19 protein-coding genes are annotated in these 25,938 nt (G+C 65.1%); 17 read left to right on the forward strand and 2 right to left on the reverse strand.

Annotated features, from left to right (window positions below):
• Nucleotides 1-5 precede the first annotated feature (5 nt).
• From ACFVAV_RS30400 to ACFVAV_RS30450, 11 genes are all read left to right on the forward strand, one after another.
• Nucleotides 6-1,100, forward strand: coding sequence for a Zn-dependent alcohol dehydrogenase (locus ACFVAV_RS30400; protein ID WP_379039012.1), 1,095 nt, complete (start codon nucleotides 6-8; stop codon nucleotides 1,098-1,100).
• A 35-nt stretch (nucleotides 1,101-1,135) separates the two neighbouring features.
• A complete protein-coding gene (locus ACFVAV_RS30405) occupies nucleotides 1,136-2,593 on the forward strand; it encodes an aldehyde dehydrogenase family protein (protein ID WP_379039013.1) in 1,458 nt (485 codons plus the stop codon).
• Between the two features lie 113 nt (nucleotides 2,594-2,706).
• The gene (locus tag ACFVAV_RS30410) at nucleotides 2,707-4,365 is read left to right on the forward strand and encodes a flavin-containing monooxygenase (protein ID WP_379039014.1); all 1,659 of its coding nucleotides are present in this window, start codon (nucleotides 2,707-2,709) and stop codon (nucleotides 4,363-4,365) included.
• Nucleotides 4,362-4,736, forward strand: coding sequence for a hotdog fold domain-containing protein (locus ACFVAV_RS30415; RefSeq protein WP_379039015.1), 375 nt, complete (start codon nucleotides 4,362-4,364; stop codon nucleotides 4,734-4,736). Before ACFVAV_RS30410 ends, ACFVAV_RS30415 begins: the two co-directional genes overlap by 4 nt.
• Before the next feature lie 5 nt (nucleotides 4,737-4,741).
• Nucleotides 4,742-6,040, forward strand: a complete 1,299-nt coding sequence (locus tag ACFVAV_RS30420; protein WP_379039016.1) for an NAD(P)/FAD-dependent oxidoreductase — start codon at nucleotides 4,742-4,744, stop codon at nucleotides 6,038-6,040.
• Between the two features lie 175 nt (nucleotides 6,041-6,215).
• Complete coding sequence (locus ACFVAV_RS30425; protein ID WP_379039017.1) at nucleotides 6,216-7,196, forward strand: NAD(P)H-dependent flavin oxidoreductase; 981 nt, start codon at nucleotides 6,216-6,218, stop codon at nucleotides 7,194-7,196.
• A gap of 188 nt (nucleotides 7,197-7,384) precedes the next feature.
• Nucleotides 7,385-8,080: a transporter gene (locus tag ACFVAV_RS30430; protein WP_379039018.1), complete on the forward strand. Its 696-nt coding sequence runs from the start codon at nucleotides 7,385-7,387 to the stop codon at nucleotides 8,078-8,080.
• A 42-nt stretch (nucleotides 8,081-8,122) separates the two neighbouring features.
• On the forward strand, nucleotides 8,123-9,481 hold the full coding sequence (locus ACFVAV_RS30435) for a flavin monoamine oxidase family protein (protein WP_379039019.1): 1,359 nt from the start codon (nucleotides 8,123-8,125) through the stop codon (nucleotides 9,479-9,481).
• Between the two features lie 190 nt (nucleotides 9,482-9,671).
• The gene (locus ACFVAV_RS30440; RefSeq protein WP_379039020.1) at nucleotides 9,672-10,385 is read left to right on the forward strand and encodes an SDR family oxidoreductase; all 714 of its coding nucleotides are present in this window, start codon (nucleotides 9,672-9,674) and stop codon (nucleotides 10,383-10,385) included.
• Nucleotides 10,386-10,400: 15 nt separating this feature from the next.
• A complete protein-coding gene (locus ACFVAV_RS30445; protein WP_379039021.1) occupies nucleotides 10,401-10,643 on the forward strand; it encodes a hypothetical protein in 243 nt (80 codons plus the stop codon).
• Between the two features lie 269 nt (nucleotides 10,644-10,912).
• A complete protein-coding gene (locus ACFVAV_RS30450; RefSeq protein WP_379039022.1) occupies nucleotides 10,913-11,818 on the forward strand; it encodes a hypothetical protein in 906 nt (301 codons plus the stop codon).
• 244 nt (nucleotides 11,819-12,062) lie between these two features.
• Here the strand turns inward: ACFVAV_RS30450 and ACFVAV_RS30455 are convergent, their stop codons facing one another.
• Complete coding sequence (locus tag ACFVAV_RS30455; RefSeq protein ID WP_379039070.1) at nucleotides 12,063-13,004, reverse strand: acyl-ACP desaturase; 942 nt, start codon at nucleotides 13,002-13,004, stop codon at nucleotides 12,063-12,065.
• 268 nt (nucleotides 13,005-13,272) lie between these two features.
• Between ACFVAV_RS30455 and ACFVAV_RS30460 the strand changes: the two genes are divergently transcribed.
• From ACFVAV_RS30460 to ACFVAV_RS30470, 3 genes are all read left to right on the forward strand, one after another.
• A complete protein-coding gene (locus ACFVAV_RS30460) occupies nucleotides 13,273-13,479 on the forward strand; it encodes a hypothetical protein (RefSeq protein ID WP_379039023.1) in 207 nt (68 codons plus the stop codon).
• Nucleotides 13,472-13,993, forward strand: a complete 522-nt coding sequence (locus ACFVAV_RS30465) for an ester cyclase (protein WP_379039024.1) — start codon at nucleotides 13,472-13,474, stop codon at nucleotides 13,991-13,993. The genes ACFVAV_RS30460 and ACFVAV_RS30465 overlap by 8 nt, the downstream gene beginning before the upstream one ends.
• Nucleotides 13,994-14,205: 212 nt before the next feature.
• Nucleotides 14,206-14,973: a Mut7-C RNAse domain-containing protein gene (locus ACFVAV_RS30470; protein ID WP_379039025.1), complete on the forward strand. Its 768-nt coding sequence runs from the start codon at nucleotides 14,206-14,208 to the stop codon at nucleotides 14,971-14,973.
• An 8-nt stretch (nucleotides 14,974-14,981) separates the two neighbouring features.
• Here the strand turns inward: ACFVAV_RS30470 and ACFVAV_RS30475 are convergent, their stop codons facing one another.
• On the reverse strand, nucleotides 14,982-15,305 hold the full coding sequence (locus ACFVAV_RS30475) for a hypothetical protein (RefSeq protein WP_379039026.1): 324 nt from the start codon (nucleotides 15,303-15,305) through the stop codon (nucleotides 14,982-14,984).
• A 1,989-nt stretch (nucleotides 15,306-17,294) separates the two neighbouring features.
• Between ACFVAV_RS30475 and ACFVAV_RS30480 the strand changes: the two genes are divergently transcribed.
• The 3 genes from ACFVAV_RS30480 to ACFVAV_RS30490 all read left to right on the forward strand — a co-directional run bounded on the left by ACFVAV_RS30480 (nucleotide 17,295) and on the right by ACFVAV_RS30490 (nucleotide 25,928).
• Nucleotides 17,295-18,299, forward strand: a complete 1,005-nt coding sequence (locus ACFVAV_RS30480) for a 2OG-Fe(II) oxygenase family protein (protein WP_379039027.1) — start codon at nucleotides 17,295-17,297, stop codon at nucleotides 18,297-18,299.
• Nucleotides 18,300-18,452: 153 nt separating this feature from the next.
• Nucleotides 18,453-19,502: a 2OG-Fe(II) oxygenase family protein gene (locus ACFVAV_RS30485; protein WP_379039028.1), complete on the forward strand. Its 1,050-nt coding sequence runs from the start codon at nucleotides 18,453-18,455 to the stop codon at nucleotides 19,500-19,502.
• Nucleotides 19,503-19,679: 177 nt separating this feature from the next.
• Nucleotides 19,680-25,928, forward strand: coding sequence for a type I polyketide synthase (locus ACFVAV_RS30490; RefSeq protein ID WP_379039029.1), 6,249 nt, complete (start codon nucleotides 19,680-19,682; stop codon nucleotides 25,926-25,928).
• The last annotated feature ends 10 nt before the right edge of the window (nucleotides 25,929-25,938 follow it).

Below are 25,938 nucleotides of genomic sequence, written 5' to 3' on the forward strand. Positions count from 1 at the left end.
CGATGATGATCACCACCGAAGCAGCAGTTCTCACCGCGGTGAACGAACCGCTCGAATTCACCGAGATCCAGGTCGACGACCCGGAGCCCAACGAGGTACGCCTGGCCGTCTCCCATGTCGGTCTGTGCCACAGCGACCTGCACTACATGACCGGAACCGTCGGCGCGGACCTGCCCGTGGTGGTCGGGCACGAGGTGGCGGGCGTGGTCGAATCGGTCGGCTCCGCGGTGACCTCGCTGCGTCCCGGCGACCGGGTCGTCGGCGCGCTCACGCCCTCGTGCGGACTGTGCCGCAACTGCCAGGTCGGGCATTCGACCCAGTGTCAGCGCATCACGCAGATCCGGCAGCGGCCCCGGCCCGCCTTCCAGCTGCCCAGCGGTCAGGCCGTCCACCGGCTCGGCGATGTCGGTGCGTTCTCCCGCCACACCCTGATGCGGGAGAACGCACTGGTGAAGGTGTCCGACGAGGTCGGGCTGCACGTGGGCTGCCTGCTCTCGTGCTGTGTCATCACCGGCATCGGCGCCGTGTTCCGCGCCGCACAGGTACGCCCCGGTGCCACCGTCGCCGTCATCGGTTGCGGCGGTGTGGGTTCGGCCATCATCCAGGGCGCGCGCCTGGCGGGTGCCTCGGCGATCGTCGCCGTGGATCTCGACGACGCCCGGCTCGCGGCGGCCCGCACCTACGGCGCCACCCACGTCGTGAACGGCGCCGCCGACGTGCCCGCCGAGATCCAGAACCTGCTCGGCGACGGCGTGGACTACTCGTTCGAGGCCGTCGGCAGCGCGCGGACCGCGGCCACCGCGCTGGCGGTCCTGCGCGCCACGGGCACCGCGTGCATGGTCGGTATCGCCCCCGACGGAACCGATCTGACGCTGCCTGCCTGGAACTTCTTCTTCAGTGAGAAGCGCCTCATCGGTTCCTACATGGGTTCGGGCCAGGCGCAGGAGGACATCGCCCAGTTCGCCCGGCTGTACCTGCAGGGCCGCCTGCTCCTCGACGAGATGGTCAGCGACGTCATCCCGTTCCACGACATCGACAAGGGCTTCGAGGCGATGAAGTCCGGCGAGGTCACCCGCATCGTCGCCGACCTCACCGTCTGAGCCACGTCCCCGTTCGAGCCCCGAAGGAGCCCTCGATGTCGAATCCCCAACTGCCCCAACCGATCAACTACATCGCCGACGACTGGTCCGCGTGCGAGACGATCCCGGACGCCTGGAATCTCGACCCCAACACCGGCCTGCCCGTGCACCGCGCCGTCACCACCACCCCTGCCGACGTGGAACGCGCCCTGCGCCACGCCGAGCAGTCCTACGGTTTCGAACGCTGGGACGACGCGGCGAGCGAAGAACGCGCCGCCGTCATCGAGCGCGCGGCCGACATCGTCGAGTCCCGGATCGAGGACATCGCCCGCACCGACGCCCTCACCAGCGGCGTCCCGATCGCCAAGTCCCGCATGGTCGCACAGTTCCTGCCGTACCGGATCCGCTCCGCGGCCGCGGAGTTGCGCACTATCCCGCGTCGCACGGCGCTGGCGGCCGACGGTCGCGACGTGCGGCTGTACAAGGTCCCGTGGGGTCCTGCCGCCATCCTCACCCCGTGGAACGGCCCCAGCTTCATTCCCGCCGCGAAGATGGTGAGCGCGCTGGCCGCCGGCTGCCCGGTCATCCTCAAGCCGTCGGAGCACGCGCCGAGCAGCGCGCAGATCATCGTCGAGAGTTTCGTCAAGGCGGGCCTGGCCGCCGGTGCGTTGCAGCTGCTCCACGGTGCGGGCGACGTGGGCGCGGCCCTCACCGGCGACCCGCGCGTGAAGATCGTCTCCTTCACCGGTGGCCCGAACGCGGGCCGTGCGATCGCCCGCGCCGCCGCGGAGGACTTCAAGGTGCTCCAGCTCGAACTCGGTGGCAACAACCCGGCCCTGGTGCTGGACGACGCCGACATCGACGTGGCCGCCGCCGGCATCCTCGACGGGATGACCAAGCTCAACGGTCAGTGGTGCGAGGGCCCAGGCAAGGTGCTGGCGCACAAGAGCCTGGTCGAACCGCTGCTCGAGGCGCTGCTCGATCGCATCGCCCGCATCGAGATCGGGAACTCGCTCGACGAGAGCACCGAGCTCGGCCCCATCTCCAATGCCCCGCACTTCGCGACGCTCCAGAGCCGCATCGAAGGGCTGCGGGCCAACGGTGCGACCATCCATCAGCCCGCGACACTGCCCGGTCTCGACGGGTTCTTCCTGTCGCCCACCGTCGCTACGGGCGTCGACGCGTCGCTGGCGACCGCCGAGCTGTTCGGTCCGCTCATCAGCCTGCACGCCGTGGAGTCCGACGAAGACGCCCTGCGCGTGGCCAACGCCAACCCCTCGGGTCTGGACGCCTATGTGTTCGGCGGCGACCTGGACCGCGCCATCGAGGTCGGCTCGCGGGTGCTGTCGGGCGAGGTGCGCGTGAACGGCGCGAAGGTCGCCGATCTGGCCGACGGCTCGGCCCAAAGCTTCTGGGGCACTTCGGGAATCGGCGGCCACGCCCCCGGTGAGTCCGTCCGGGTGTTCTGCGGCGACCGAGTGGTCGGCGTCGATTCGCCCGACCTGCCGATGTAGCGATCGCGGAACTACTTCCGTCTCACCCCTTGACTGTGACCGGTACCACTGGTGTACTTCAACTAGGTCAGTTGATCCAGTCGGTCGACCATACAATGGAAAGCGGCTTTGCCATGAACTCCACCCCCACCCCTGAGATCGTCGACGTCATCGGTGTCGGTGCCGGCTTCACCGGCGTCTACCTCTCGCACCGGCTGACGACGGCCGGCTGGACCTTCGCGGGTTTCGAGGCCGGGCCGAGTGTCGGCGGTACCTGGTTCTGGAACACCTATCCGGGCGCCCGATGTGACGTCGAGAGCATCTACTACTCGTACGCGTTCGACGAGACGCTCCAGCAGGAGTGGACGTGGAGCCAGCGGTTCGCCCCGCAGGCCGAGATCCTCAGCTACATCGAACACGTCGCCGACCGCTTCGACCTGCGCAAGCACTTCACCTTCAACACTCGCGTGGTCAGCTCGACCTGGAACGCGGCCGACCGCCTGTGGGAGGTGCAGCTCGACAACGGGGAGATCCGGCGCGGCCGCTACCTGATCTCGGGTGCGGGCGGCCTGTCCACCCCGAAGGACTTCGACGTGCCCGGCCTGTCGAACTTCGCAGGCCTGAAGGTGTCGACGAGCCGGTGGAACATCTCTCTCGACGATCTCGCGGGCAAGCGCGTCGCCGTGATCGGCACCGGATCCTCCGGTGTGCAGGCCATTCCGCTGATCGCCGAGGTCGCCGATCACCTCACAGTATTCCAGCGCACCCCGAACTACGTGATGCCCGCGCGCAACGCCGAACTCTCCCCGGAGCAGGTCGCCGCCGTGAAGGACGACTATGTGGCGATCCGCGAGGAATGCAGGCACTCGCCCGGTGGCATCCCCGATCGCCCCGTCACCGACCGGGCCTTCGACGTCTCGGACGAGGAACGCACACGGCGCTACGAGGAGGCCTACGAGCGCAGCGGCTTCCAGGGCGTCGGTGGCGAGTTCGTCGACCTGCTCTTCGATGTCGAGGCGAACCGGACCGCGTCGGAGTTCATCCACGACAAGATCCGCGAGATCGTCGAGGATCCGGCCACCGCGGAACTGCTGGTGCCCAAGTACCACCCGCTGGGTGCCAAGCGCAGCGTGTTCGGCACCGACTACTACGAGACCTACAACCGGCCGAACGTGTCGTTGGTGTCGCTGCGGGACGAGCCGATCGAGACGATGACCGAGAACGCGATCGTCACCCCGAAGGGCACCTACGAGGTGGACGCGGTGGTGCTCGCGATCGGGTTCGACGCCTTCACCGGCCCGCTGTACGGGCTCAATCTCACCGGCGCGTCCGGCGCGAAGCTGCAGGAGGCCTGGAGTGACGGTATCTGCTCCTACCTCGGGTTCATGGCTGCCGACTTCCCCAACTTCTTCATGGTCGGCGGACCGCTGAGTCCCGCGCTGGCCAGCAATGTGGTGGTGACGATCGAGCAGGCCGTCGACTGGATCGCCGACCTCATCGAGCACGCCCGCGACTCCGGCGCCACGCTGATCGAGGCCACCCCCGAGGCCCAGCAGGAGTGGGTCGACATCACCGAGTGGACCGTGGCCCAGACGCTGTACGCCACCACCGACTCGTGGTACCGGGGCTCCAACATCGAAGGCAAGCCCAACACCTTCATGGGTTACCTGGGCGGTGTCGGCAAGTACCGCCGCATGTGCACCGAGATCGCCAAGCGGGACTACCCCGGCGTCGCGATCGACGGCGAAGCGCAGTCGCGCGCACTCGGCCCGATTCACGAGGAGATCGCATGAGCAAGGCAGTCCACCGGCGGTACGTCGCCTTCTCCGACGCCCACTACGCCGGTAATCTCGTCGACGGTGCCTACGCCCTGAAGCTCTTCGGCGACGTCGGCACCAATCTGGCGATCGAAATGGACGGGCACGAGAGCCTGTTCGCCGGCTACTCGTCGGTGGAATTCCTCGCCCCGGTCCGGGGCGGCGATGTCGTCGAGGCCGAGGCGACCCTGGTGAAGAAGGGAAACCGCAGCCGCACAGTCGATTTCGAGCTCCGTGTGATCTGTCGTGGCTCCGACGACACCGGCCGGGCGCAGGTCCTGGAGACACCTCTCCTCGCGGTGCGTGCACGCGGCACCGCGGTCATCCCCGCTGGCGGAACGGAGTAGACGCCATGGAATTGATCCATGACACCGGTTGGGCAGGACAACCCACCACGGTCGAACCGTCGCTGACCGGTGACATCGACTGCGATGTCGTGGTGATCGGCGGCGGTGGCGGCGGCATGTCGGCCGCCCTTCGCCTGGCCGAGAAGGGCGTCGACGTGGTGCTGCTCGAGGCGAAGACTCTCGGTGGGGGCGCCACCTCCCGCAATGCCGGATACATCACGAACTCGGTCGCCGCCGATCCGGAGATGCTGGGTTTTCTGCTGAAGCGCGAGCGGTTGCGCGAGCTGTACCGCTACGCCGAGAACGCGGTGCATTTCGCCGAGGATGCGATCAAGCATCACGCGATCGACTGTGACCATCGGCAGGAGGGCATCGTGATGGCCGCCGTGTCGAAGGGGCAGTTGCGGCACGCGCGCCGCAACGCGAAAGTCCTGGCCGAGGCCGGATCGTCGGGCGAATTCGTCGAGGGCCCCGAGGCGGGTCTGCCGGAGGGCTTCCTCGGTGGCATCCGCGAGGGCGTCGGCGGCACGGTCAATCCGGGCAAGTTCGCCCTCGGCCTGCGCGCCGCGACGATCGCTGCGGGGGTGCGGGTCTACGAGTCCACTCCCGCACGCGACATCGCCGACGTCGGCAACGGGGTCACCGTCGAAACCCCGCACGGAAAGGTCAGGGCCCGCAAGGCACTGCTGACCACCAATGCCGCGAGCAACAGCCTGCCCATTGCGCCCAAGCACCTCGCCATCCCGGTGTGGACCTCGCTGGTCGAGACCGAGCCCATCCCACCCGAGCGGCTCGACGAGATCGGCTGGACCAGCCGGGCCCCCATGGTCACACTGCACATGATCCTGGAGAGTTACCGCGTCACCCCGCGCGGGACCATCGCGTTCGGCACGCGCCGTGTGCAGGCGGGCCGCAACCCACTGCCGGATCGCACCCCCGCGCCGCACGTCGCCGACGACCTCGTCCGCGGCTTCCACGACCGCTTCCCCGGCCTGCGCGACATCAAGCCGGTGAAAGCGTGGGGCGGCTGGATCGGCATGAGCTCCACATGGCTTCCCGTCGCGGGCGAGGCCTCCGACAACGTGCTTTACTCGGCGGCCTGCAACGGTCACGGCTTCGCTCAGGCGCAGTACGTGGGCCACATGCTGGCCGACCACGTCACCGGTGCCCCGATGCACGAGGACCTGGCGGCGATCTGGCACGGCCGAAAGCGGTTCTGGCCCAGCTTCGTCAGCAATCCCGCGCTGTATCTGGGCTGGCTCGCCGACCGCGCCGTCGACCGCGTGGCCTCGGTCGGAAAATAGTCACCACGCCGGTTCACGCCGGCCGTCGACGAAACGGCACCCGCCGCCGACGGCCGGCGCGACGCGAGGAGCACGTATCCCGGTCGCTGACCGGGGTCATTGACAAACAGTTATCCCTGACCCAACATCATAGTCGTATGACTGAGACAAATGACTAGATTGGGCCAGGATGCACATGTTCACCAACACCTTCACCGAGACGTTCGGTATCGAGCACCCCATCGTCTGTGGCGGCATGACCGCCGTCGGCACCGCGGATCTGATCAGCGCCGTGGCCAACGCGGGCGCTCTCGGATTCCTCGCCGCCCTCACCCAGCCGACCCCCGAGGCGCTGGTCAAGGAAATCGCCCGCTGCCGCGATCTCACCGACAAGCCGTTCGGTGTCAACCTGACCATCCTGCCGACCATCAAGCCGGTGCCCTACGACGAATATCGTGACGCCATCGTCGAAAGCGGCATCACCATCGTCGAAACCGCGGGCGGCAACCCGCAGCCGCACCTGCCCACCTTCAAAGCCGCAGGCGTGAAGGTCATCCACAAGGCGGTCACGGTCCGCCGTGCCCTCAAGGCTCAGCAGCTCGGTGTCGACGCGATCAGCATCGACGGATTCGAATGTGCCGGGCACCCCGGTGAGGACGACGTCCCCGGCCTAGTGCTGATCCCCGCCGCCGCCAGGGCGCTGTCCATTCCGATCATCGCCAGCGGCGGAATCGCCACCGGCGCGGGCCTTGTCGCCGCCCTCGCGCTCGGCGCGTGCGCGGTGAACATGGGCACGCGGTTCATGGCGACCACTGAGGCGCCCATCCACGACAACGTCAAACAGCAGATCGTGGACAACACCGAACGCGACACCGTCATCGTGTTCCGCGAGTTCCACAACTCCGCCCGCGTCGCTCGCAACGCGGTCTCCGAGGAGATCGCCGCGGTCTCCCGCGAGCCCGGTGCGACCTTCGACGACATCGCCCACCTGGCCAGCGGTGCCCGCGCCCGCGAGCAGGTGTACGGCAACGGTGATGTCGACGGTGGCCTGTGGTGGGCCAGCCAGGCCCAGGGCCTGATCCATGACGTCGGCAGCTGCGCGGACGTGGTCGACACGATCCTCGCCGAAGCGCGGCAGATCATCACCCGGACCCTGCCCGGTCACCTCGCGGGCTGATCGGCTGATCGGGTCGTTTCGGAATTAGTGGGTCATTTGCCTTGATCATATGACTGACTCGCGGTAGCGTTATGACTGGCATCACATCCCGACCCATGTCGGGGCTACCCGCGCGCCCCTCTCGGCAGCGCTGACGAAACGACCCATCGCCGCCGGCCGGCGGGTGTCACCCTTTCAAGGAGAAGATCATGTCCATCAAGGAACTGCTTTTCGCGGTCGCGGACATCTGGATGATCGTCGTGGGATTCACCTACGGGATCAAGTTCATCCGGAACTACAAGAACTACCTGCTCGGCATCGAGTGGATCATTGTCGCGACATCGGGTACGAACTTCCTGATCTACGGACTCCTGAAGGCCGGCCACGACAGCCCGATGTACTTCGCCGCGTCGTTCCTGGATGCCTTTTCCCGGTCCGTGGGTATCACGCTGATCCTGGTTCTCGGGCTGATGGCGGTCACCCACCGGTACAAGCCGTCCGTGGCGGTGGACGTCGGTGCTTTCGCTCTCGCTGCGGTGGTGGGTTTCGCTCTCGTCGGGTACACCGAGACGTTCGGTACCCCCGCCAAGATCTTCTTCGTCGTGGTCACCGTACTCACCACGATCTTCCTGCTCTACTTCGTCAAGCGGCTGTGGGAGATCGACGAGCGCGGGCACGCGGTGTGGGCCGCCATCTCCGCCGCCTGCTCCTTCGTCATCGCCGCGATCTACGACTTCGTCCGCATCCCGGGCGACGACGCTGAGCACACGATCTTCTACATCCTCGCGCTGTCCACGTGGGGCCTGCAGATGTTCGTGTTCTACCGCGCCTACCGGGCGTTCGACGACTACAACAAGCGCGTCGACGCCCAGGCGGTGGCCGGTGACGCCTCGGTCGCGGCGTAATCGCAGGTCTTCCTTTCAAACGATCCAGAGCCAGGAGCTGAAATGGCAACGCAAGATGTGCAGGAAGAAACCACCGAGGTAGTCGTCGTGGGCGCCGGAATGGCGGGGTTGACGGCGGCGACAACCCTCGCACCCGAGGCTGAGGTGGTGGTGCTCGAGTCCACTGATCGCACGGGCGGACGCGTCGACACCGTCCGGCAGGGCGACTACTGGATCAATGTCGGCACCCAGTTCACCGAGGGCACCGGCACGCTGATCGAGGCGCTCGACCGGCACGGCATCGAGATGGGCTCGCTCGCGGGCAAGAGCGTCGCGCTGCACCTGAACGGTTCGACGGTCGACACCTCGAATCCCTTCGCGCTCATGTTCCGCACGCGGATGAGCATGATGGATCGGCTCGGCCTGGCCATCGTCGGTGCGCGCATTCTCGCGGCCGCACCGTTTCTCGAGTCGCAGAGCCGTTTCGCCCAGCGGGTGCGTGCCCGGCTCGAGGCCAAGCTCGCGTCGTATCTGCTGAACGGCGTCCGCTCGGAACTGGCCGCCACCATCGTTCGGTCGTGGTCGGCGCAGTGGATGGGATGTGACCTGGACGAGACGGCCGCCGCCCAGTTCGTCTACTCGGTCGGCATCGCGCTGACCGACCCGGAGAAGGTTCCGAACTTCTCGCTCCCCGCGGGCGGCAACCAGACACTGACCGACGTGCTGACCGAGGATCTCGGCGCCCGCATCCGCCTGAACTCGGTGGTGCAATCGGTGCGCCGCGACGGTGACGGCGTGGTCGTCGACTATCTCGACGGCGACCGCCCCAAGCGGTTGCGGGCCGCGCGAGCGATCGTCACCGCGCCGGCCGATATCACCGAGCGGATCATCCCCGACCTCCCGCAGCAGTACCGGAACGCGTTCAACGACATCACCTACGGCCGCTATGTGGTGGTCGGCTTCTTCACCGACGAAGTCGGGCCGCAGCGGTGGGACAAGTACTTCGGCATCTCCGCGCCGCAGCTGTCGTTCCAGGCGGTGTTCAACCATGCCGCGGCACTGCGCACCGGCAGTGACCGCAAGCCGGGCGGCGCCCTGGCCTGTTTCGCCGGTGGCGGCAAGGCCGACGCGCTGCTCGACCTGCCCGACGAGGAGATCGTGTCGCGCTTCACCAACGACCTTCTCAGCGTGCTGCCCGAGTTGGAAGGGAAGCTGGGGGAGGGCATCTTGCGTCGGCACCGCCGGGTCGTACCCTTCTGGGCACCCGGTCGGCGCAAGACACTCCCGACATTGCGTGACCCGCTCGGCAACATCTACCTCGCGGGCGACTACCAGCTCGACGTGCCGTCGCTCGCCGACGCGGCCGCATCCGGTGAGCGATCGGCGCTCGCGGTACTGGCAAGCCTGGGTCGCTCGCGCTAGCCACAGCAAGAACGAGATCCGTCGACGCGTGCAGTGGGTGCTCCGCTGCGCTAGCACCGCACGCTTCGCCGAACGAGCGGGATCGCTCACCCGACCACGCAGTCCACCTCTGGAGTTCCGATGTTCCTACTCGACATCCGTACAGTTTCGAAAACTCGTTCCGCTCGGCACAAGGTGGCGGTGTAGTGACATGCGCCGGCTCGATCTGACCGGCCGCACGGCCGTCATCACCGGAGGCGCCCGGGGGATCGGTTACGCTGCGGCGCAAGCCATCTCGGCGGCGGGCGGCAACGTCGTCCTCACCTCGCGGCAACAGAAATCCGCCGATGCCGCCGCGGCCGAACTACCTGGCAACGCGCTCGGGATGGCCGCGCGCGCCATCGACGAGATCGCCGCTCAGCGCTGCGTGGACGCGGCGATCGACCGTTTCGGCAGCGTCGACATCCTGGTCAACAATGCAGACACCAACCCGTCCCACGGGCCGGTCATCGACCAGGACTACATGCGATTCACCAAGACTTTCGGGGTGAACGTGTGGGCGCCGATCCTGTGGACGTCACTGGTGACGCGGGCGTGGATGGGTGAACACGGCGGCGTGGTGATCAATACCGCGTCGATCGGCGGGCCGGGATTCGACGCCGATCTCGGCCTGTACAACGCGTCCAAGGCTGCACTGATCCACCTCACCAGACAATTGGCGTTCGAGCTGTCGCCGAACGTGCGGGTCAACGCCGTCGCGCCCGGACTCGTGCGAACGGAACAGGCCGAGGACATCGGTGCCGCCATCGCCTTCCTCGCTTCCGGCACGGCCGGCTGGGTGACCGGCGAGACCTTCCTCATCGATGGCGGGCAGCGACTCGCCGATGCGGCATCGCTGCGCGCGAGCGAGCGCGGCCGTGCCTGAAACAGAAGGACGATCGTGAGCCCTGTCGAGATCGAAATCTTGGAGTTCGCAAGTCAGTGGGCACCCTACGGAGGCAACGACGCAGAGGCCTTCGTGCGTTTCGGTCTCACCGCCGAGGATTTCCACCGGCGACTGAGCCGCTTGCTCCGCTCGCCGGCGGCGCGCACGCTCACCAATTCGACCATCGCTACGTTGCTCGATCAGTGCAACAAGCGGTTGTACCGACCCGTATCAGCCAGACCCACCGGCACGCGCTGATCAGCACGGCTGATGTCCTCGCCGATTCGTTCGGGTGGAATGGCAGCGTACTGAGTTCGATGCGGACGCTGCTGTGATACTTCGGGCCGAAGTCGCTACGGCAATTTCTCAGCAATGGCACGTCGGTGCGGTGCGGTGAGTCGGTCCGATCAGGGAATGTGCGCATGTCTTTCGCGATCGGCGCGGGACCTTGACACGGCGCTGGTCACGGCTTTGACTGACGTGGAAGCTGATGTTACCTCGTCCGACAGTGCTCTGAGAGGTCGACAATGCGCAGCACGTGGTTAGCGAGCCCGGGGCATCGGCGCGGATCAGCCCGCCACGGGGCCATCTCGGTACTGGCATTGATCGGTGCGTGCCTGCTGTCCTTGACAGCCACCCAGACGACGTCTGGGCAACCCATGGCTAACACCGCGGACACCGGGTTCACGATCCCCTTCGCCGGTGCGCCCGCCTACGAATACCTGGCACCGACGCAGATGACGAGTCCGGATCAGCTCAACCAGCCGCTCGGTCAGGCGCTGGCCGACACGATCGCCGGTCAGGTGGGTCTCAACCGAGCTGACGCGCTGACCGAGCAGCAGTATCGCGATCTCAGTACCGGTGGCGGCGTCGGTGGCAGCCGTGAGGCGGCGGAGGTGATCGTCGCCTGCGTCCAGATCCTCACCAATACGGTCGGCCGCCCCCTCTATTCCGAGGTCGACGGGCAGAGTACGCCCTCGGTGCTGGCCAGCTACGGACTGTACGTGAACCCCGGTGGGCTACTGCAGAGCCCGGCCAACGCGGATGCGCCGACCAGGCAGGTGAACACCTTGATCGCGCCGGGCGGTTATGTCGGCAACTGGTTGCGGGACAACGGCGCGGTTCGAACCCTGATCGCGCTCTACCGGTCGGCCTACACAGTGCAAGCCGCCTATGGCTTTGCAGCACAACAGATTTCGGGTTCCGCCCAGCTGGTGACCAACACCAAGGCGGGCGTGAGCTCCGAGGTCGGCATGTCGATGGCCCCACCGCTGTGGATCGTGAACTTCGCCCTGATCTACATCTTGAACCCGGCCCTGGCGGCCGAGATGCCCGCTTACTGGGCTCCCATACCCCCGCCGATCGCCGACGCCATCAAAGCGAGCCCCACCGGCCAGGTGCCTTTCAGCGACTACGCGGCCTACTTCGGGTGACGGGCGGTAGCACGGAACGCCTGCCCAGCCGCTCGCGCCGACCGGACTACCTGCGCCGACTGGTCGCTCCCGGCCGACGCGGCACGGGATCCAGCGCAAGCACAACGCCGGACATCGAACTGTCACAGCAGCTCTGGCCCCACCGGCCCGCAAGAAATACCCGACCTCGGCAGCCTCGGTGCCCCCATCGACGCAGGATGTCACAGTCGCGCGGGTGTTCGCGCCACTGTGACATCCAAGTGCCCTATTCGGCCCTTGCCGCATCGCGGGCGAGGATGCGCGCGCGTTGTTCTTCGAACCGGATGACGTCGCGAGTGAGTTTCTCGAGGTACTCGGCGAGTTCTTCGCGGCTGCGCTCGCCGCGTGCGGTGAGGTCGGTGCGCTGGAAGACATTCCAGATTCGCAAGACCGGCAACACGACCTCGTCCAGGTGCTGGCGCAGGTCGTAGATCCCGTGCTTGACCATCAACACGCCATTGCGGCGCCAGTTCGGCATGCCGGTGCCCGGCATGGCGAACGTCTTCACGATCGTGGTCACAGACTCCATCGTCTGGTCAGGAGCGATGTCGAATGCGGCGCCGGTGACGTTGCGATAGAACATCATATGGAGATTCTCGTCGGCCGCGATGCGCTGCAGCATCTGTCCGGCGATCGGATCGTCGCAGACTCGTGCTGTGCTGCGATGGCTGACCCGGGTAGCCAACTCCTGGAATGTCACATACACGACCTGATTGAGCACCCCACCGAAGCCATCCGGTGCGTGTACACCGCGGGTCAGATGCACCATACGGTCGTTCTCCAAGGCGACGGGATCCACAGCGCGAGTGCAGACGAGGTAGTCGCGCATGGCGATAGCGTGGCGGTTTTCCTCGGCGGTCCAGCGGCCGACCCAGGTTCCCCACGCACCGTCGCGAGAGAAGTTCTCGGCGATCACGCGGTGGTAGGAAGGCAAGTTGTCCTCGGTCAGCAGATTCGTGATCATCGCGACTTTGGCGACCTCGGAGAGCCGTGACTGCCCAGGCTCCCAATCTTCACCGCCCATCGCGGCGAAGTTGCGGCCCTCGTCCCAGGGAACGTAGTCGTGCGGACACCAGTCCTTGACCGTGGCCGTGTGCCGGTCTATGTTGACCGCTACTACCGGTTCCAGCGCCGTCAGTAGCTCGAGTTGTGTCAAATCCTTTGTCATGCAGCGCCTTTCGATTCGGTGGAAATAGCCACGGAAATGCCGCTGTTCACGCGTATCTGACTGTGCGGCCACGCCGCTCACCCCCACTTTAGGCGGGTGGTGAAACCGGATGGGGGACTTCTACCGTGCATCGCTGACTTCGACCAGCCGACAACGGTCGACGGTGTCCACATGTGTCGGCCTGCGGACGACCTCGGGTGAAGCCTGCATAGCGACATTAGGAATGCGAACCACCAGTGACAGGGTGCACTGGAAGGGTGAATCATTGATGGAACTGACCAGTCGCCCGATGCAGCCGTTTCTCTGGTGGTCGGCCGACCTGAAGGCGAAGCCGGGAGTTCCGACGCGCACCGGCATGAGCGCGGACTGCCCACTCGGTCATATCGAGTATCGCCGTGTCGGCATGATCGACGCCGTCACCCGCGGGACTTCCTCGAGCCTCCTGTTGATTGTCAAAGGAGAACATTATGAGTAGATCATCAGTCCCAATAGTCTCAACGGCGTGGGTCGACGAGTTCGCCGTGCGCTGGGGAACCGCCTGGAACTCCCACGACCCTGAGCAGGTCCTCGCACTGCTCACCGACGACATCGTCTACGACGACTCCGCCTGGCCCCGGACCATGCACGGCAAAGCCGACGTGCGCGAATTCCTCGAGCACAGCTGGCGCGCGTTTCCCGATCTGACCTTCGAGTTGGTCGCCGGCCCACACGTGGCAACCGATGGCCCGCGAGCCGCCTACTGGTGGAAGGCCGGCGCAACCCACCGGGGCCCGCTCGACCCACCTGGCATCCCCGCCACCGGCAGGCCCATCGAATTCGACGGCGTCGACATCCACGAGTACAGGGACGGAAAGGTCGCCAAGCTGCGGATCATCTTCAACATGACCGACGTAGCCGTCCAGTTGGGCTTGGTCCCAGAACCCGGGAGTGGAACAGAGAAGGTCATGGTCGGCATGCAGAAGCTCAGGTCCCGCTTCACCCGCTCCTGAGCACGTCCTAACGCACGCCGAGCAGCATCCCGTTTCTGAACATGTCCACCGGGTGTGCGTCGATATCACTCCGACCGAGGCACCAGCCGTAGCGGCGCCGTCTCGGGAGGCAGCCATCCGCCGCGCAGCCCCGGGAGCCCGTGATACGAGGCACGCCGCTCGGTCCCGGCGGGTGCTCCCCGCGGGAGTGGGCCCGCGACGACAATGGTGGTATGTCCACCAGTGTGGAACTGCGCGCGTACGCCGAGCTGAACGACTTCCTACGCCCGGCCGCTCGGTATGCGGCGCAGCAGCGACCGGTCCGTCCGCATCAGACCGTCAAAGACATCGTCGAGGCCGCGGGCATCCCGCACACCGAGGTCGATCTGATACTGGTGAACGGTGAGTCCGTCGACTTCGGCCACCACCCGCGACCGGGCGATCGGATCGCCGCGTACCCGATGTTCGAAACTCTGGATGTCGGGCCGCTGACCAGGGTGCGGGCCCGCCCGCTGCGCGATCCGCGGTTCATCGTCGATGTCAATCTCGGCGGCCTCGCCCGGCTGATGCGCCTGATGGGACTCGACACCCGCTGCGACTGGGCCGCCGCCGACGCCGCGCTGGCCGAGACAGCCGCCGCCGAGCATCGCATCCTGCTCACCCGCGACCGCGGCCTCCTCGCGCGGCGCAACGTCACTCACGGCGTCTACGTGCACGCGGACCGGCCGTTCGAGCAGATCGTCGAGCTGATCCGCAGGCTCGACCTGGCCGATCGCCTTGCCCCATTCACCCGCTGCCTGCGCTGCGGCGGCATCGTCACCGACGTGGCGAAGGGCGACATCATCGATCGCCTCGAACCGCTCACCCGCCGCTACTACGAGACCTTTCGCCGGTGCTCGGAGTGCGGGCGCATCTACTGGGCGGGCTCACATCAGCGCCGACTCGCCAACACGGTCACCAGGATTCACGCCGCGACGGGGGTCCGAAGGGGCGTTGACTAGAGGCGTCTCTACCCGCAACAGAACGGGTTGTCGCACGGTTGACCGACTTCACTGCCGTAGGTCACGAAATCCCGAACCGGGGCCAGGACTTCCTCGATAGTGCCGGTTTCCAGCATCGGAACGGACCGGTCCAGTGGTTGCCCCCATGTCGTCGGCAAGCCATCGATGTCGAAATACGGCACGCCCTCGACGAAGAGCGTCCACAGCGCATGATCGGGAAAGCTGTTGAGCCGCAAGACCCACCACCGACCGTCGACCCGGGCGGCGACCGGAAAATACACGTTCCCGGTCTTCCGCCACCGAGGTTGTGCGAAAAGCTCGAGCCGCGACATGCTTTTCAGTCTCCACGATTCCGCCGATGGCCGTCATGTTGTTGATACCCGGCCTGCTCGGTGCTGGGTGCCGCTGCGGACGATGAGTAGTGTGCCGCTGGTCCGGTTGCCTCGTCGAACGGGCTGATGGAGGCGCGCAGCAGGGTGCCGCCGGGTGGGTAAAGATCGTGCGGGTCCACCTAGGACAGGTCGATGGGCTCACGACCGAAGCCACCGGTAGATGACCGGCCATGCACAAGCGAGGGCGTGCTGGGTCCACACCAGCGCCGCTGGGATCGTCACGGTCAACACCGGTGTGCGCTGGGACTCGTCGGTCATGCCTGGACGCCGGGGTCGGAGCGGCCGATAGGTTCGGCCAGGTGCCCGCGCGCAGCCGCGAGGTCGGTCGGCCCCCGGGCACCGGCCCGAGCGCGGGGTTCCTCGGAGAAGGCAGCCCAGTCGCCGCGGGCAGCCCACTGCCCTGATGGCCGGTCCGGAGGTAAACACAGTGGCGTTGCTGTCACGCTCGATCGTGCTGAACGGGACGCGGCGGCCGCGACCGTTTCGCTCCGGACGGTCGATCCCGGCGCGTGGCCGGGAGTGTTCGGGTCGTCGGTCATGGTCATTCCCCTGAAATCGGCGGCTGAGTTGCAGGTCTCGTCGAGCGCAGTGGTTGCCCAACAGTTCCGCTCCGGTCGCCGCCCCTATTCTGGCACGAAAACTATACGCTAGCAGCGGGTTTCGGGGTGTAGCGACGGTCAGCGCGACTGCTGCTGTGTCGGGTGCTTCATCTGCCACGGTGAGCAGCGGGAGCTGCCCACGATCCGGGCACGGATCGGGGGTGCGCAATGCACCGATCCAGCTCGGTCCGAGGGCTCAACATCCGCCAACGTGCCCTGCTTCAAGCACTCCAACGGGCCGTGCCGACCAACGGACTGATCAGTGCCAAGTGCGCTACCGGCACCGCTCAGGCGTGGAAGTCACTGTGGATCAAGGCATCCGAGCCCTGCTGTCGACCAGCTCGCTAGCCGAAATAGCCACTCTCGCAACGCGTATCGCCCTACGATGGTCCATAGCAAGTTGGCATGATCGCACGGGAAGGGGTGCTCCCATGTTCGAGCTGGCGACATCCGAGCAGGTGCGGCTGCGAGCAGGGCGTTGGGTTCGGCAAGGAGCACGGTTGGTACCTGGACCGAGTCATCGGAGCCGTCGAGGCCCACCATCGAGGCGAACGTGACGCCGACATGCCTATCTCGGTCAACGCGATCTTCGGTTGGCAAGAGGGCTCGCACTATCCGATGGGCCTTACTCGGCATCGACCGTGAGCATTCACAAACCTGTCTCGAACACGCTTGATTGCCTGTCAAGCAGGTTCCGATGAATCTGTGCAAAGGTCAGGTCAGCTTTCGCAATTGTCTGACTATTCACTCGCATCGATGTCATCGCATATCTTCAGGACGGCGACAACACATCCAACGCGGCATGTCAACAACAGCCTGTGTCACAAGCTTTGTCCGCACAGATCGGAACTGGCTACCACTGTTCGAATGCAAAATTGTCGCCTGTGTTGCTCGTTGCGAGATGGCACGGCAGAGTGTCGCGGCCGGCCATGTTCCCCGCTCGGGCATGGACTCCGGCTGTCGTCGCAACAGTTCTGTGCCGGCCTCCAATGGCAGATACGTGCAGGCTGACCTGGTTCGTCGGAAGTGCGAAGATTTGCGAACTTGGAATCCCTTTCTAATGCGTCGGTCAGGCCGGCTGCCGAATTGGATTGCTGAAATATAGCCATTGTCGCGACACTCCTGCCGTGTATCAGAATTCCTACCTCGACCGTTGACAGTGCAGCTGCCGTGGTGCATGCTTGAAGCACGTGGTGTCCGCCCCAATTTGATCTTTCTCAAGCTTATGTCGCCATCGAGTGGATCACTGCCGGACGCCTTATCAAATATCTTGTTGGGGGCTAGCGTGAGTGCAAGTAAATCCGACGCCGGGCACACAAAAGTCGCAGTGGTGGAGAGTGATCTCGACAATCTAGAGTATTCCCTTGTCGAGAGTCCCGACGATGTATTCGACGACAGTTTCGAGCCGGAGGTCTGCGACATGGCGGACCTCGATGGCGATGCGGCGGCGCGAGGCCGTTTCATAGATCGCCTCGGCACGGCCATGGCGGATGTCGGACTCGCTATCTTGATCAATCATGGGGCGGAAGCGATCCTGCCCACGGCCGCTGACGCGGCTCTGCAAATGTTCACGACGACGCCCGCCGAAGAGAAGTTGAGGTTCGTCGCGACGGACTGCACGTTCGGAGAGCCGCTGCAAATGGGATACATCCCGCTCCAGGAAAGTACGCCTTCGCTGCCGAATTTGGTAGAAGCGTGGGAGCTCGACAAAGCGGCTTTCCGTATTCCGGGAGAAGATGCGGAAAAGGCTCTCACTTTCTGGCCGGAGGAGCGATTCGAAGTCGCGCTGCGACCCTATTGGCAGGCATGTGAGCGGATGGTGCTTCCGCTTGTGCACGCGATGTTCCGATATTTGGGGGTCGACCCTTCGTTGTATGACGAAGAATTGTCTCCGCCGAACAGCGTGCTGAGGTTCAATCACTACCCGCCGATCGACGATGCCGTGGCAGATTCCGGGAAGACAGGCCGCGTCATCGCCCACGAGGACTATGGTTTGATCACTCTGCTGCCGGCCACCCCGGTAGAGGGACTGCAGCTCTACCACCCTCGACGCAAGACGTGGAGCAGGGTCCACGCGCCGGCCGGGTCTTTTGTATTGAACAGCGGCGACTGGCTGAAAATGATCAGCAACGACCACTTCCACTCCTGTACCCATCGAGTCAGCGTGCCTCGCGACCGCGCCCAGCGAGCTGTGCCCCGCCTCACCATTCCGTATGTCGTTCATCCACGCGAAACGTCGATCGTGGAAGTATTGCCGGGCTTCCATCCGAAGTATCAGCCGATCAGTGGTCGGGATTTCATGACGAGGCTGGCTGCCCGGTATCTGGATCGCTGAGGTCTTCTGTGCGTCGGATCGATGCGCAGGTAGCCCGGCGGTTCGCTCTGGTGAGGAATTCCTGGCAGGGCTGATCTCGGCTGTCCTGTCCACTTGGCGCTGCGTGCAAAAACAATCGTCCGTTGACGGCTTGAATTCTTTAGAGGTGACAACATGGGTACCAACAATGCCAATAAGGCGCTCGGCAAGTTCGGGGTGGTAGATAAAGACCTCGATTACTCGCTCGAGGAAAGCCCCGATGACGTGTTCGACGACAGTTTCGAGGCGCCGGTCTGCGATATGTCCGACCTGCAGGGTGATGCGACGGCGCAGAAACGCTTCGTCGATCTGCTCGGCAGAGCCATGGAGGATACCGGGCTCGCGATATTGATCAACCATGGAATCGACACCGAATCGCTTCAGGCCACCGATGCGAACGCATTGGAACTGTTCACCTCGGTACCCGAGGAACAGAAGCTGAAATTCGCTGCAACAGACTATGTGTACGGCGGAGCATTCCGTCGTGGGTACTTCGCGGTCCAAGAGTGGACACCGACACGGCCGAATGCTGTGGAAGCGTGGGAATTCTTTCGCGATTCCTTCCGGCTGTCCGGCGAGGATCATGACAAGGCCCTGAGCTTCTGGCCGGATGAGAAGTTCGAAACTGCGCTGAGGCCGTACTGGCAGGCGTGCGAGGAATTGACTCTCCCGCTCGTGCAGGCCCTGCTCCGGTATCTGAACATCGATCCCTCGATCTACGACGAGGAACTTTCACCACCGTATGGTGTACTGAGGATCAACCACTACCCAGCCCTCGAGAGTCAAGCGGGTGGTCACGAGAACACAGGTCGTTTCATGACCCACGAAGACTACGGCCTGATCACCTTGCTGCCGGCCAATCCGATCGAAGGGTTGCAGGTTTACCACCCGCAACGCAAAACCTGGAGCAGGGTCACCGCCCCCCTCGGGTCCATGATCTTGAACAGCGGCGACTGGCTCCAAATGGTCAGCGCCGATCGTTTCCGTTCGTGTTCGCATCGTGTGTGCGCGCCCAGAGAACCCGGACACCGGGCGGTGTCCCGGATCTCTGTTCCTTATCTCGTTCTTCCCGGTGAAACCTCAGTTCTCGAGGTATGGCCGGGCTGCAGCCCGAAATACGGCCCCATCGGCGCCAAGGACTTCATGGCCAAGCTGGCCGGCAAATATGTGAACTATGACGATTAGACGTCTTCCGTGCGAGATGGCGCGTAGGAGTTTCGCCACGGGACGGTGACCGTCGTTGTCGCCGACTCGTGGTCGGCGCGCCACCCCATCGGTGAGTTCTGCTTACGGTATTGAGAAATTCGCTCATTCTGATATTTGGTGCGAACTTTTGCGTAATCGCGATGAATGAATGGTGCCATGATTAACCACAGAGACTCCGGGCTGGGCGGATTGATTGCGATCGTAGGCATGGACTGTCGTTTCCCTGGTGCCGATGATCCGGATGAATTTTGGAAGCTCCTTTCCGAAGGCAGACATGTCTCCTTCGGCCTTCCCACGGAACGTGGCTGGGATCTTCGTCGTGTGTACAACGAGGACCCGGCCGTCGAGGGGTCTACTTACATCCAGCGGGGTGGCTTCCTACGGAATATCGGCGACTTCGATGCGACCTTGTTCGGGATCGGCCCGCGGGAAGCCACTACGATGGACCCGCAGCAACGAATGCTGCTGGAAAGTTCTTGGCTGGCGCTGGAACGCGCGCGCTTGAGCCCACGGTCGCTGAGCAATGTCCGCTCTGGAGTTTATGTCGGTGCGACCGACAGCTATTACGGCCTGGCAGGCTCGAGAATTCCGGGCCTGGAAAGGCATCTGCTGATGGGTACGATGCTGAGTGCGACCTCGGGAAGGATTGCGTATGCCCTGGGCCTCAACGGTCCTGCTATCACAGTGGATACAGCCTGCTCGTCCGCTCTGGTGGCCTTGCACTTGGCGATTCGTGCACTCCGGTCCGGTGAGTGCGACGTCACCATCGTCGGCAGCGCTACCGCGATTTCCGATCCGTCGATGCTGGCACGATATTCGCGGCACCGGGTCCTTTCGGTGGATGGCTACTCACGCGGATTCTCCGCGGACGGCAACGGATTCGCTCCGGCAGAGGGTGTTGCATCATTGGTCCTGATGCCGTTGGAGCGGGCCGAACTACTGGGAAAGCCTGTGCTGGCGGTGATCCGAGGCAGCGCGGTCAACGAGGACGGGGCAAGTGCCACTCTGCAGGCGCCGAACGGGCGTGCGCAGCAGGCCGTGATCGATGCCGCGCTCGACGACGCCGGTTTGCTTCCCCAGCACATCGGGGCGATCGAAGCACACGGTCCCGGAACTCCGCTCGGCGACGCCACCGAGGCCGCAACTCTGCAGACCAGTTATGCCCGGCACCACTCCGCGGACGATCCCCTGTGGGTAGGTTCGGTCAAATCGAACATCGGCCACACACTGGCCGCAGCCGGTCTCGCGGGCCTCATCAAAATGGTGCTGGCGCTCCAGCACGAGCGGCTGCCCGCCACGCTGCATGTGGAGAGACCGATTGCGGGTGTGGATTGGTCGGCAGGGGGGATGCGGCTACTGCATCAGCCGCGTTCCTGGCCGCGAACGTCCGAACCACGTCGCGCCGGCGTCCTGTCGTACGGGATCACCGGCACCAACGCCCACGTGATCCTCGAAGAAGCTCCCGAGCCCGCCGCTGTCAGGCATCAGACCCCGCGCCGGCGCGAGTCTTCCCCGCTGCGGCAGCAGATACCGATGTTGCCGCTGTACGCGGCGTCGCCGTCCGCTCTCGTCGCACAGGCCGCAGCGCTGGGCCGGTACGTGCGGAGCCACCGGGAACTCTCCGAGATGGATCTCAGCTGGTCGCTGGGCACCACGCGCAGCGCTCTGACGCATCGAGCTGTTGTCACCGGAGGCGGGATAGCGGAATTGGTGGCGAGGCTGGATGCCTTCGCTGCGGAAGCGGTACCTGCCCCGCTCGGCGTGGCCGTGGGGAAGGTGCGGCACGGACCGGGGCCGGTATTCGTCTTCCCCGGCCAAGGATCGCAATGGGTCGGGATGGGCACCCGGCTGCTTGCCGACTCGCCCGTTTTTGCCCGATCGATGGCACGCTGCTCCGAGGCTCTGAGACCTTACGCGAACTTCGACGTCATGGGGGTGTTGCGCGGAGATCGGAGTGCAGCGGTGGAGCGTGCCGAGGTGATCCAGCCGCTCCTGTTCGCGATGTACGTGTCGCTGGCCGAATTGTGGCAGAGCGTCGGTGTCACTCCCGCCGCCGTTATCGGGCACAGCCAAGGAGAGATCGCCGCAGCTCATGTAGCCGGAGCCCTGACGCTCGACGAGGCCGCCCGTGTGGTGGCGCTGCGCAGTGGCGCTCTGCGGGCGGTCGACAGGCGGGGGGCCATGGCGTCCCTGGTGATGCCCGCCGACCGTGCGCGGGAATTGTTGTCTCAATGGAGCGACCGGCTCGAGGTGGCGGTGGTCAACGGACCGTCGGCCACCGTGGTGGCCGGCGATGCCGAAGCGATGACACAGTTGCTGCAGCGGTGCGAACAGGACGGTGTCGAGGGGCGGCTATTGCCCGTGGACTACGCGTCCCACAGCAGTCATATGGAGATGCTGCGCGATCGTATACTCGCCGACCTCGCGGGAATCACATCGCGGGAAGCACGGCTACCCATGATCTCCTCGACCACCGGCGAGATGATCGATGCGACCAGCTTGGATGCCTCGTACTGGTTCGAGAACCTTCGCCGGACTGTCCATTTCGATGAGGCGATACGTCGTGCGCTGACCGCAGGATACCGGCAATTCGTCGAGGTATCGCCGCATCCCGTGCTGACCGGCGCCATCGCCGAAATCGCCTCCGCGGTCGACATCGACGCCGGGGTGACCGGCACACTTCAGCGCGGGCGAGGAGGAGGTGAGGACTTTCTCGCCGCCGTAGCCGACGCGCACGCGCAAGGCGCCGATGTCGATTGGGAGGCGCTATATCCCTGTGCCCGTGAGGTCGACCTACCTACGTATTCGCTGCAACGTCGGTCCTACTGGCTACCCGCAACCAGTACGTCACGGACTGTGCGCGAGGGGTCTTTCGATGTTGCAGACCACCCGCTGATCACCGCCACCACGGACCTTTCCGACGGCAGCATGGTGTGTGTCGGCCACCTCGATATGAAAGAGCACTCGTGGCTGGCGGACCACAAGGTATTCGACCGCGTCATCGTGCCGGCCACCGTGACGGTCGAAATTCTCGCCTGGTGCGCTTCGAGGGCGGGGGGAAGCGGAGTGCAGGATCTGGTCCTGAGCTCTCCTTTGCTGCTGACCGATACAGCAGTCGACATCCAGGTGATGTGCAGCCCGGTGGGAAAGGCCGGCGGCCGACGGGTAACCCTGCACTCCCGCGATCGCGGGGACAAAGGGCAATGGCGCTGCCATGGCGAGGCGACAACAACCATCGACACCGCCACCGCGCAAACCGGAGACGGTACACAGGACCAGGTGTGGCCCCCGCGAGGCAGTCATGCCATATCCGTGGACGGATGTTACCGCGCGCTACGAGACAGGGGTTACGACTACGGTTTCGCCTTCCAGAACCTGACGGCCGCGTGGAGCAAAGACGCCACGCTGTACGTCGAAGTCCATCTGATGCAGCAACAGCGCGTACACACCGAGGGCTTCGCTGTTCATCCCGCTCTGGTCGACTCGATCCTGCACGCTCTGCTGCTGACTGGATCCGAGCAGGGCACCGTATTGCCGTACTCCATCGGATCCGCGCGGATACTGCCGCGGAGGGCCGACGATCTGCGCGCCACGATAAGCCCGGCCGGACCGGACCGCTACCACGTTCGGGTCACCGATCCTGAGGGAAACCTTGTCGCAGACTTCCGAGATCTGCTCCTGCGTCCGGTGACGAAACGTGGATTGCGCAGCATGCTCGCCACCGACGGTCGCCATGCGTTCCGATTCCTGTGGCGGCCGGTGGATGTGGGCACCGACAGCGAAGAGGATTGTTCACGATGGGCGGTTGTCGGCTCACACCGTGATCTTCCAGGGGCGGATGTACACCCCGATGCCTGCTCGTTGTCCCTCGCGCTCCACAACGGGCGATGCGTACCGGAAGTCGTTCTGCTCGATCTTCGCTCCTCGGCTCAGGTGAACGAGCTGCCAGGCGAAACCGCACTGCGCGAACACCTTTCCCGTGTGATGGTCGATGCGCAGACGCTGCTGTCCGAAGATCTGCTCCACAAAACGCTGATCGTCTGCGTCACTCGCGGCGCTTACAGTGCGAGCGTCGCGGAGTGCGTGCCGGACGCGATCGGAGCAGCATGCGCAGGCATGATGCGCTCGGTTCTGAGCGAGAATCCGGGCCGTCTGCAGTTGATCGATCTCGACACCGGCTCTCTCGATCACCAGTTGATGATCGCGGCTATCGCCACCGACCATCCGCAGATAGCTCTGCGCGGCGCGCAGGCGTTCGTCCCACGGCTCGCTCCGGCAGTCGATGGCCTCCTCCGGCCCCCTGCCGTCGAGCAACCCTGGAGGCTGGTCCCAGGTCGGGACAAAACCTTGGACAGTGTCGTCGCTGCACCGGCACCCGACCTCACCATGCCGCTCGAGCCGGGCCAAGTGCGGATCCGTGTGCTGGCGACCGGCGCGAACTTCCGTGATCCTCTCGTCGCGCTCGGCATCCTCGACGAAACCGCACTCGGTTTCGAAGTGGCCGGTGAAGTCGTGGCGGTGGGCGAGCAGGTCGGCGACGTAGCACTCGGCGCGCGGGTCGCCGCGGTCGTGCTGCACGCGGGCTCGAGGCCGGGGGGCTACGGACCCTTCGTCGTCGTCGACCGATGTGCCCTCCTCACCGTGCCTGCGCACTGGAGTCATGCCCAGGCCGCCGGTGTGCCCATCGTCTTCCTCACGGCCTACCACGCGCTCGTCGAGCTCGCGGAGGTCAAACCAGGCATGCGGGTTCTGATCCACTCGGCGGCGGGGGGAGTGGGCATGGCCGCTGTCCAGATCGCCGCCATGCTCGGCGCGGAGATCTACGCGACCGCAAGCCTTCCCAAGCAGGGGGTCGTCGAGGCGATGGGGATTCCGCGAGAACGAATCGCCGACTCCCGCACCCTCGGGTTCGAACATCAGTTCCACGAGGTCACCGGCGCCACCGGTGTCGATGTCGTCCTCGGCAGTCTGGCCGGCGAAGCGGTGGATGCTTCGCTGCGGCTCCTGCGGCCCGGGGGGATCTACCTGGAGATGGGGAGGACCGACCTCAGAGATCCTGCTACTGCCACCGTCGGGTACCCCGATATCACCTACGAGACCATCAACATCGCGGTACTTCCGATGTCTCATGTGGAGGTAGTCCTGGACCACCTCCAATCGCTGTTCGCCGACGGTCTTCTGAGCCCTCTTCCCGTCCAGACCTGGAACATCGGTCACGCGCGGGAAGTGCTGCGGCACCTCAGTCAAGGGCACAGCATGGGCAAGCTCGTCCTGACTCAACCCGCTTCTCTCGTTCCGGAAGAGACCGTCCTGATCACCGGCGGTACGGGAAGTCTGGGTAGATTGCTCGCGCGTCATCTCGTCACCGCCCACGGTTGTCGCCATCTCGTCCTTCTCAGCCGCCAGGGCGACCAGGCGGTCGAGGCCCGGAAGCTGGCAGGTGAACTCCATGAAATGGGCGCGGAGGTCACCTTCGCGGCGTGCGATGTTTCAGACCGCACCGCACTGTCGTCGGTGATCCGAAATATCCCGCCGCGCCACCCTCTCGGCGCTGTCGTTCATGCCGCAGGAATCTTGGACGATTGTCTGTTCACCGACCTGACTCCCGATCGGCTCTGTGGAGTCCTGCAGTCCAAGGCGATCGCGGCGCTACACCTCCATGAGCTCACCGCGGAAATGAACCTGCGCGCCTTCGTGATGTACTCGTCGATCGCCAACCTGGTAGGCACGGCCGGACAAGCGAACTACGCGGCAGCGAACGCCTTCCTCGATGCGCTGTCCTACCACCGGCACAGCATCGGCCTGCCTGCCACATCGATCGCGTGGGGACTGTGGCAGCAATCCAGTGCGCTCACCTCCCACCTCGACGACACCGACCGAGCACGTCTCGCCCGGCACGGTCTGGCCCCACTCGACACTGCCGGCGCTCTGGCCATCTTCGACATGGCCCTGGAGCTGGATGAGCCTCTTCTCGCCGCGACGGCGCTGTCGCCCATCGACCCCGGTACGCCGCTGGCTGCTGTACTGGCCGAACTGCCTCGGCAACTCACGCCGCCACCTGTCGGCGACGGTACCGGCTCCGCTGCGCAAGACCTCCCGCGACCGGACCTCATGGGGCTGCTGCCCAGCGAACGAGTCAAAGCGCTGACAGCCTTGATTCGTACCCACGCCGCTCTCGTTCTGGGACACCAAGATCCCGACGCCCTCGCGGCGGACCGGACCTTCCGAGACGCCGGGTTCGACTCGCTGTCCAATGTGGAGCTACGCACTCGCCTCAGCAGCGCTACCGGCATCCGGCTCACGGTCGCAGGCATCCTGGACCACCCCACCCCGACTCGACTCGCCGTCTACATCAACGAGGCTCTCGACCACGACCGCCGCTCCCGGCCCCTCGACCTCCCGTAGTCGGGAAATG

The organism is Nocardia sp. NPDC057663, from assembly GCF_042799895.1.
In the GTDB taxonomy this organism is placed as follows: Bacteria; Actinomycetota; Actinomycetes; order Mycobacteriales; family Mycobacteriaceae; genus Nocardia.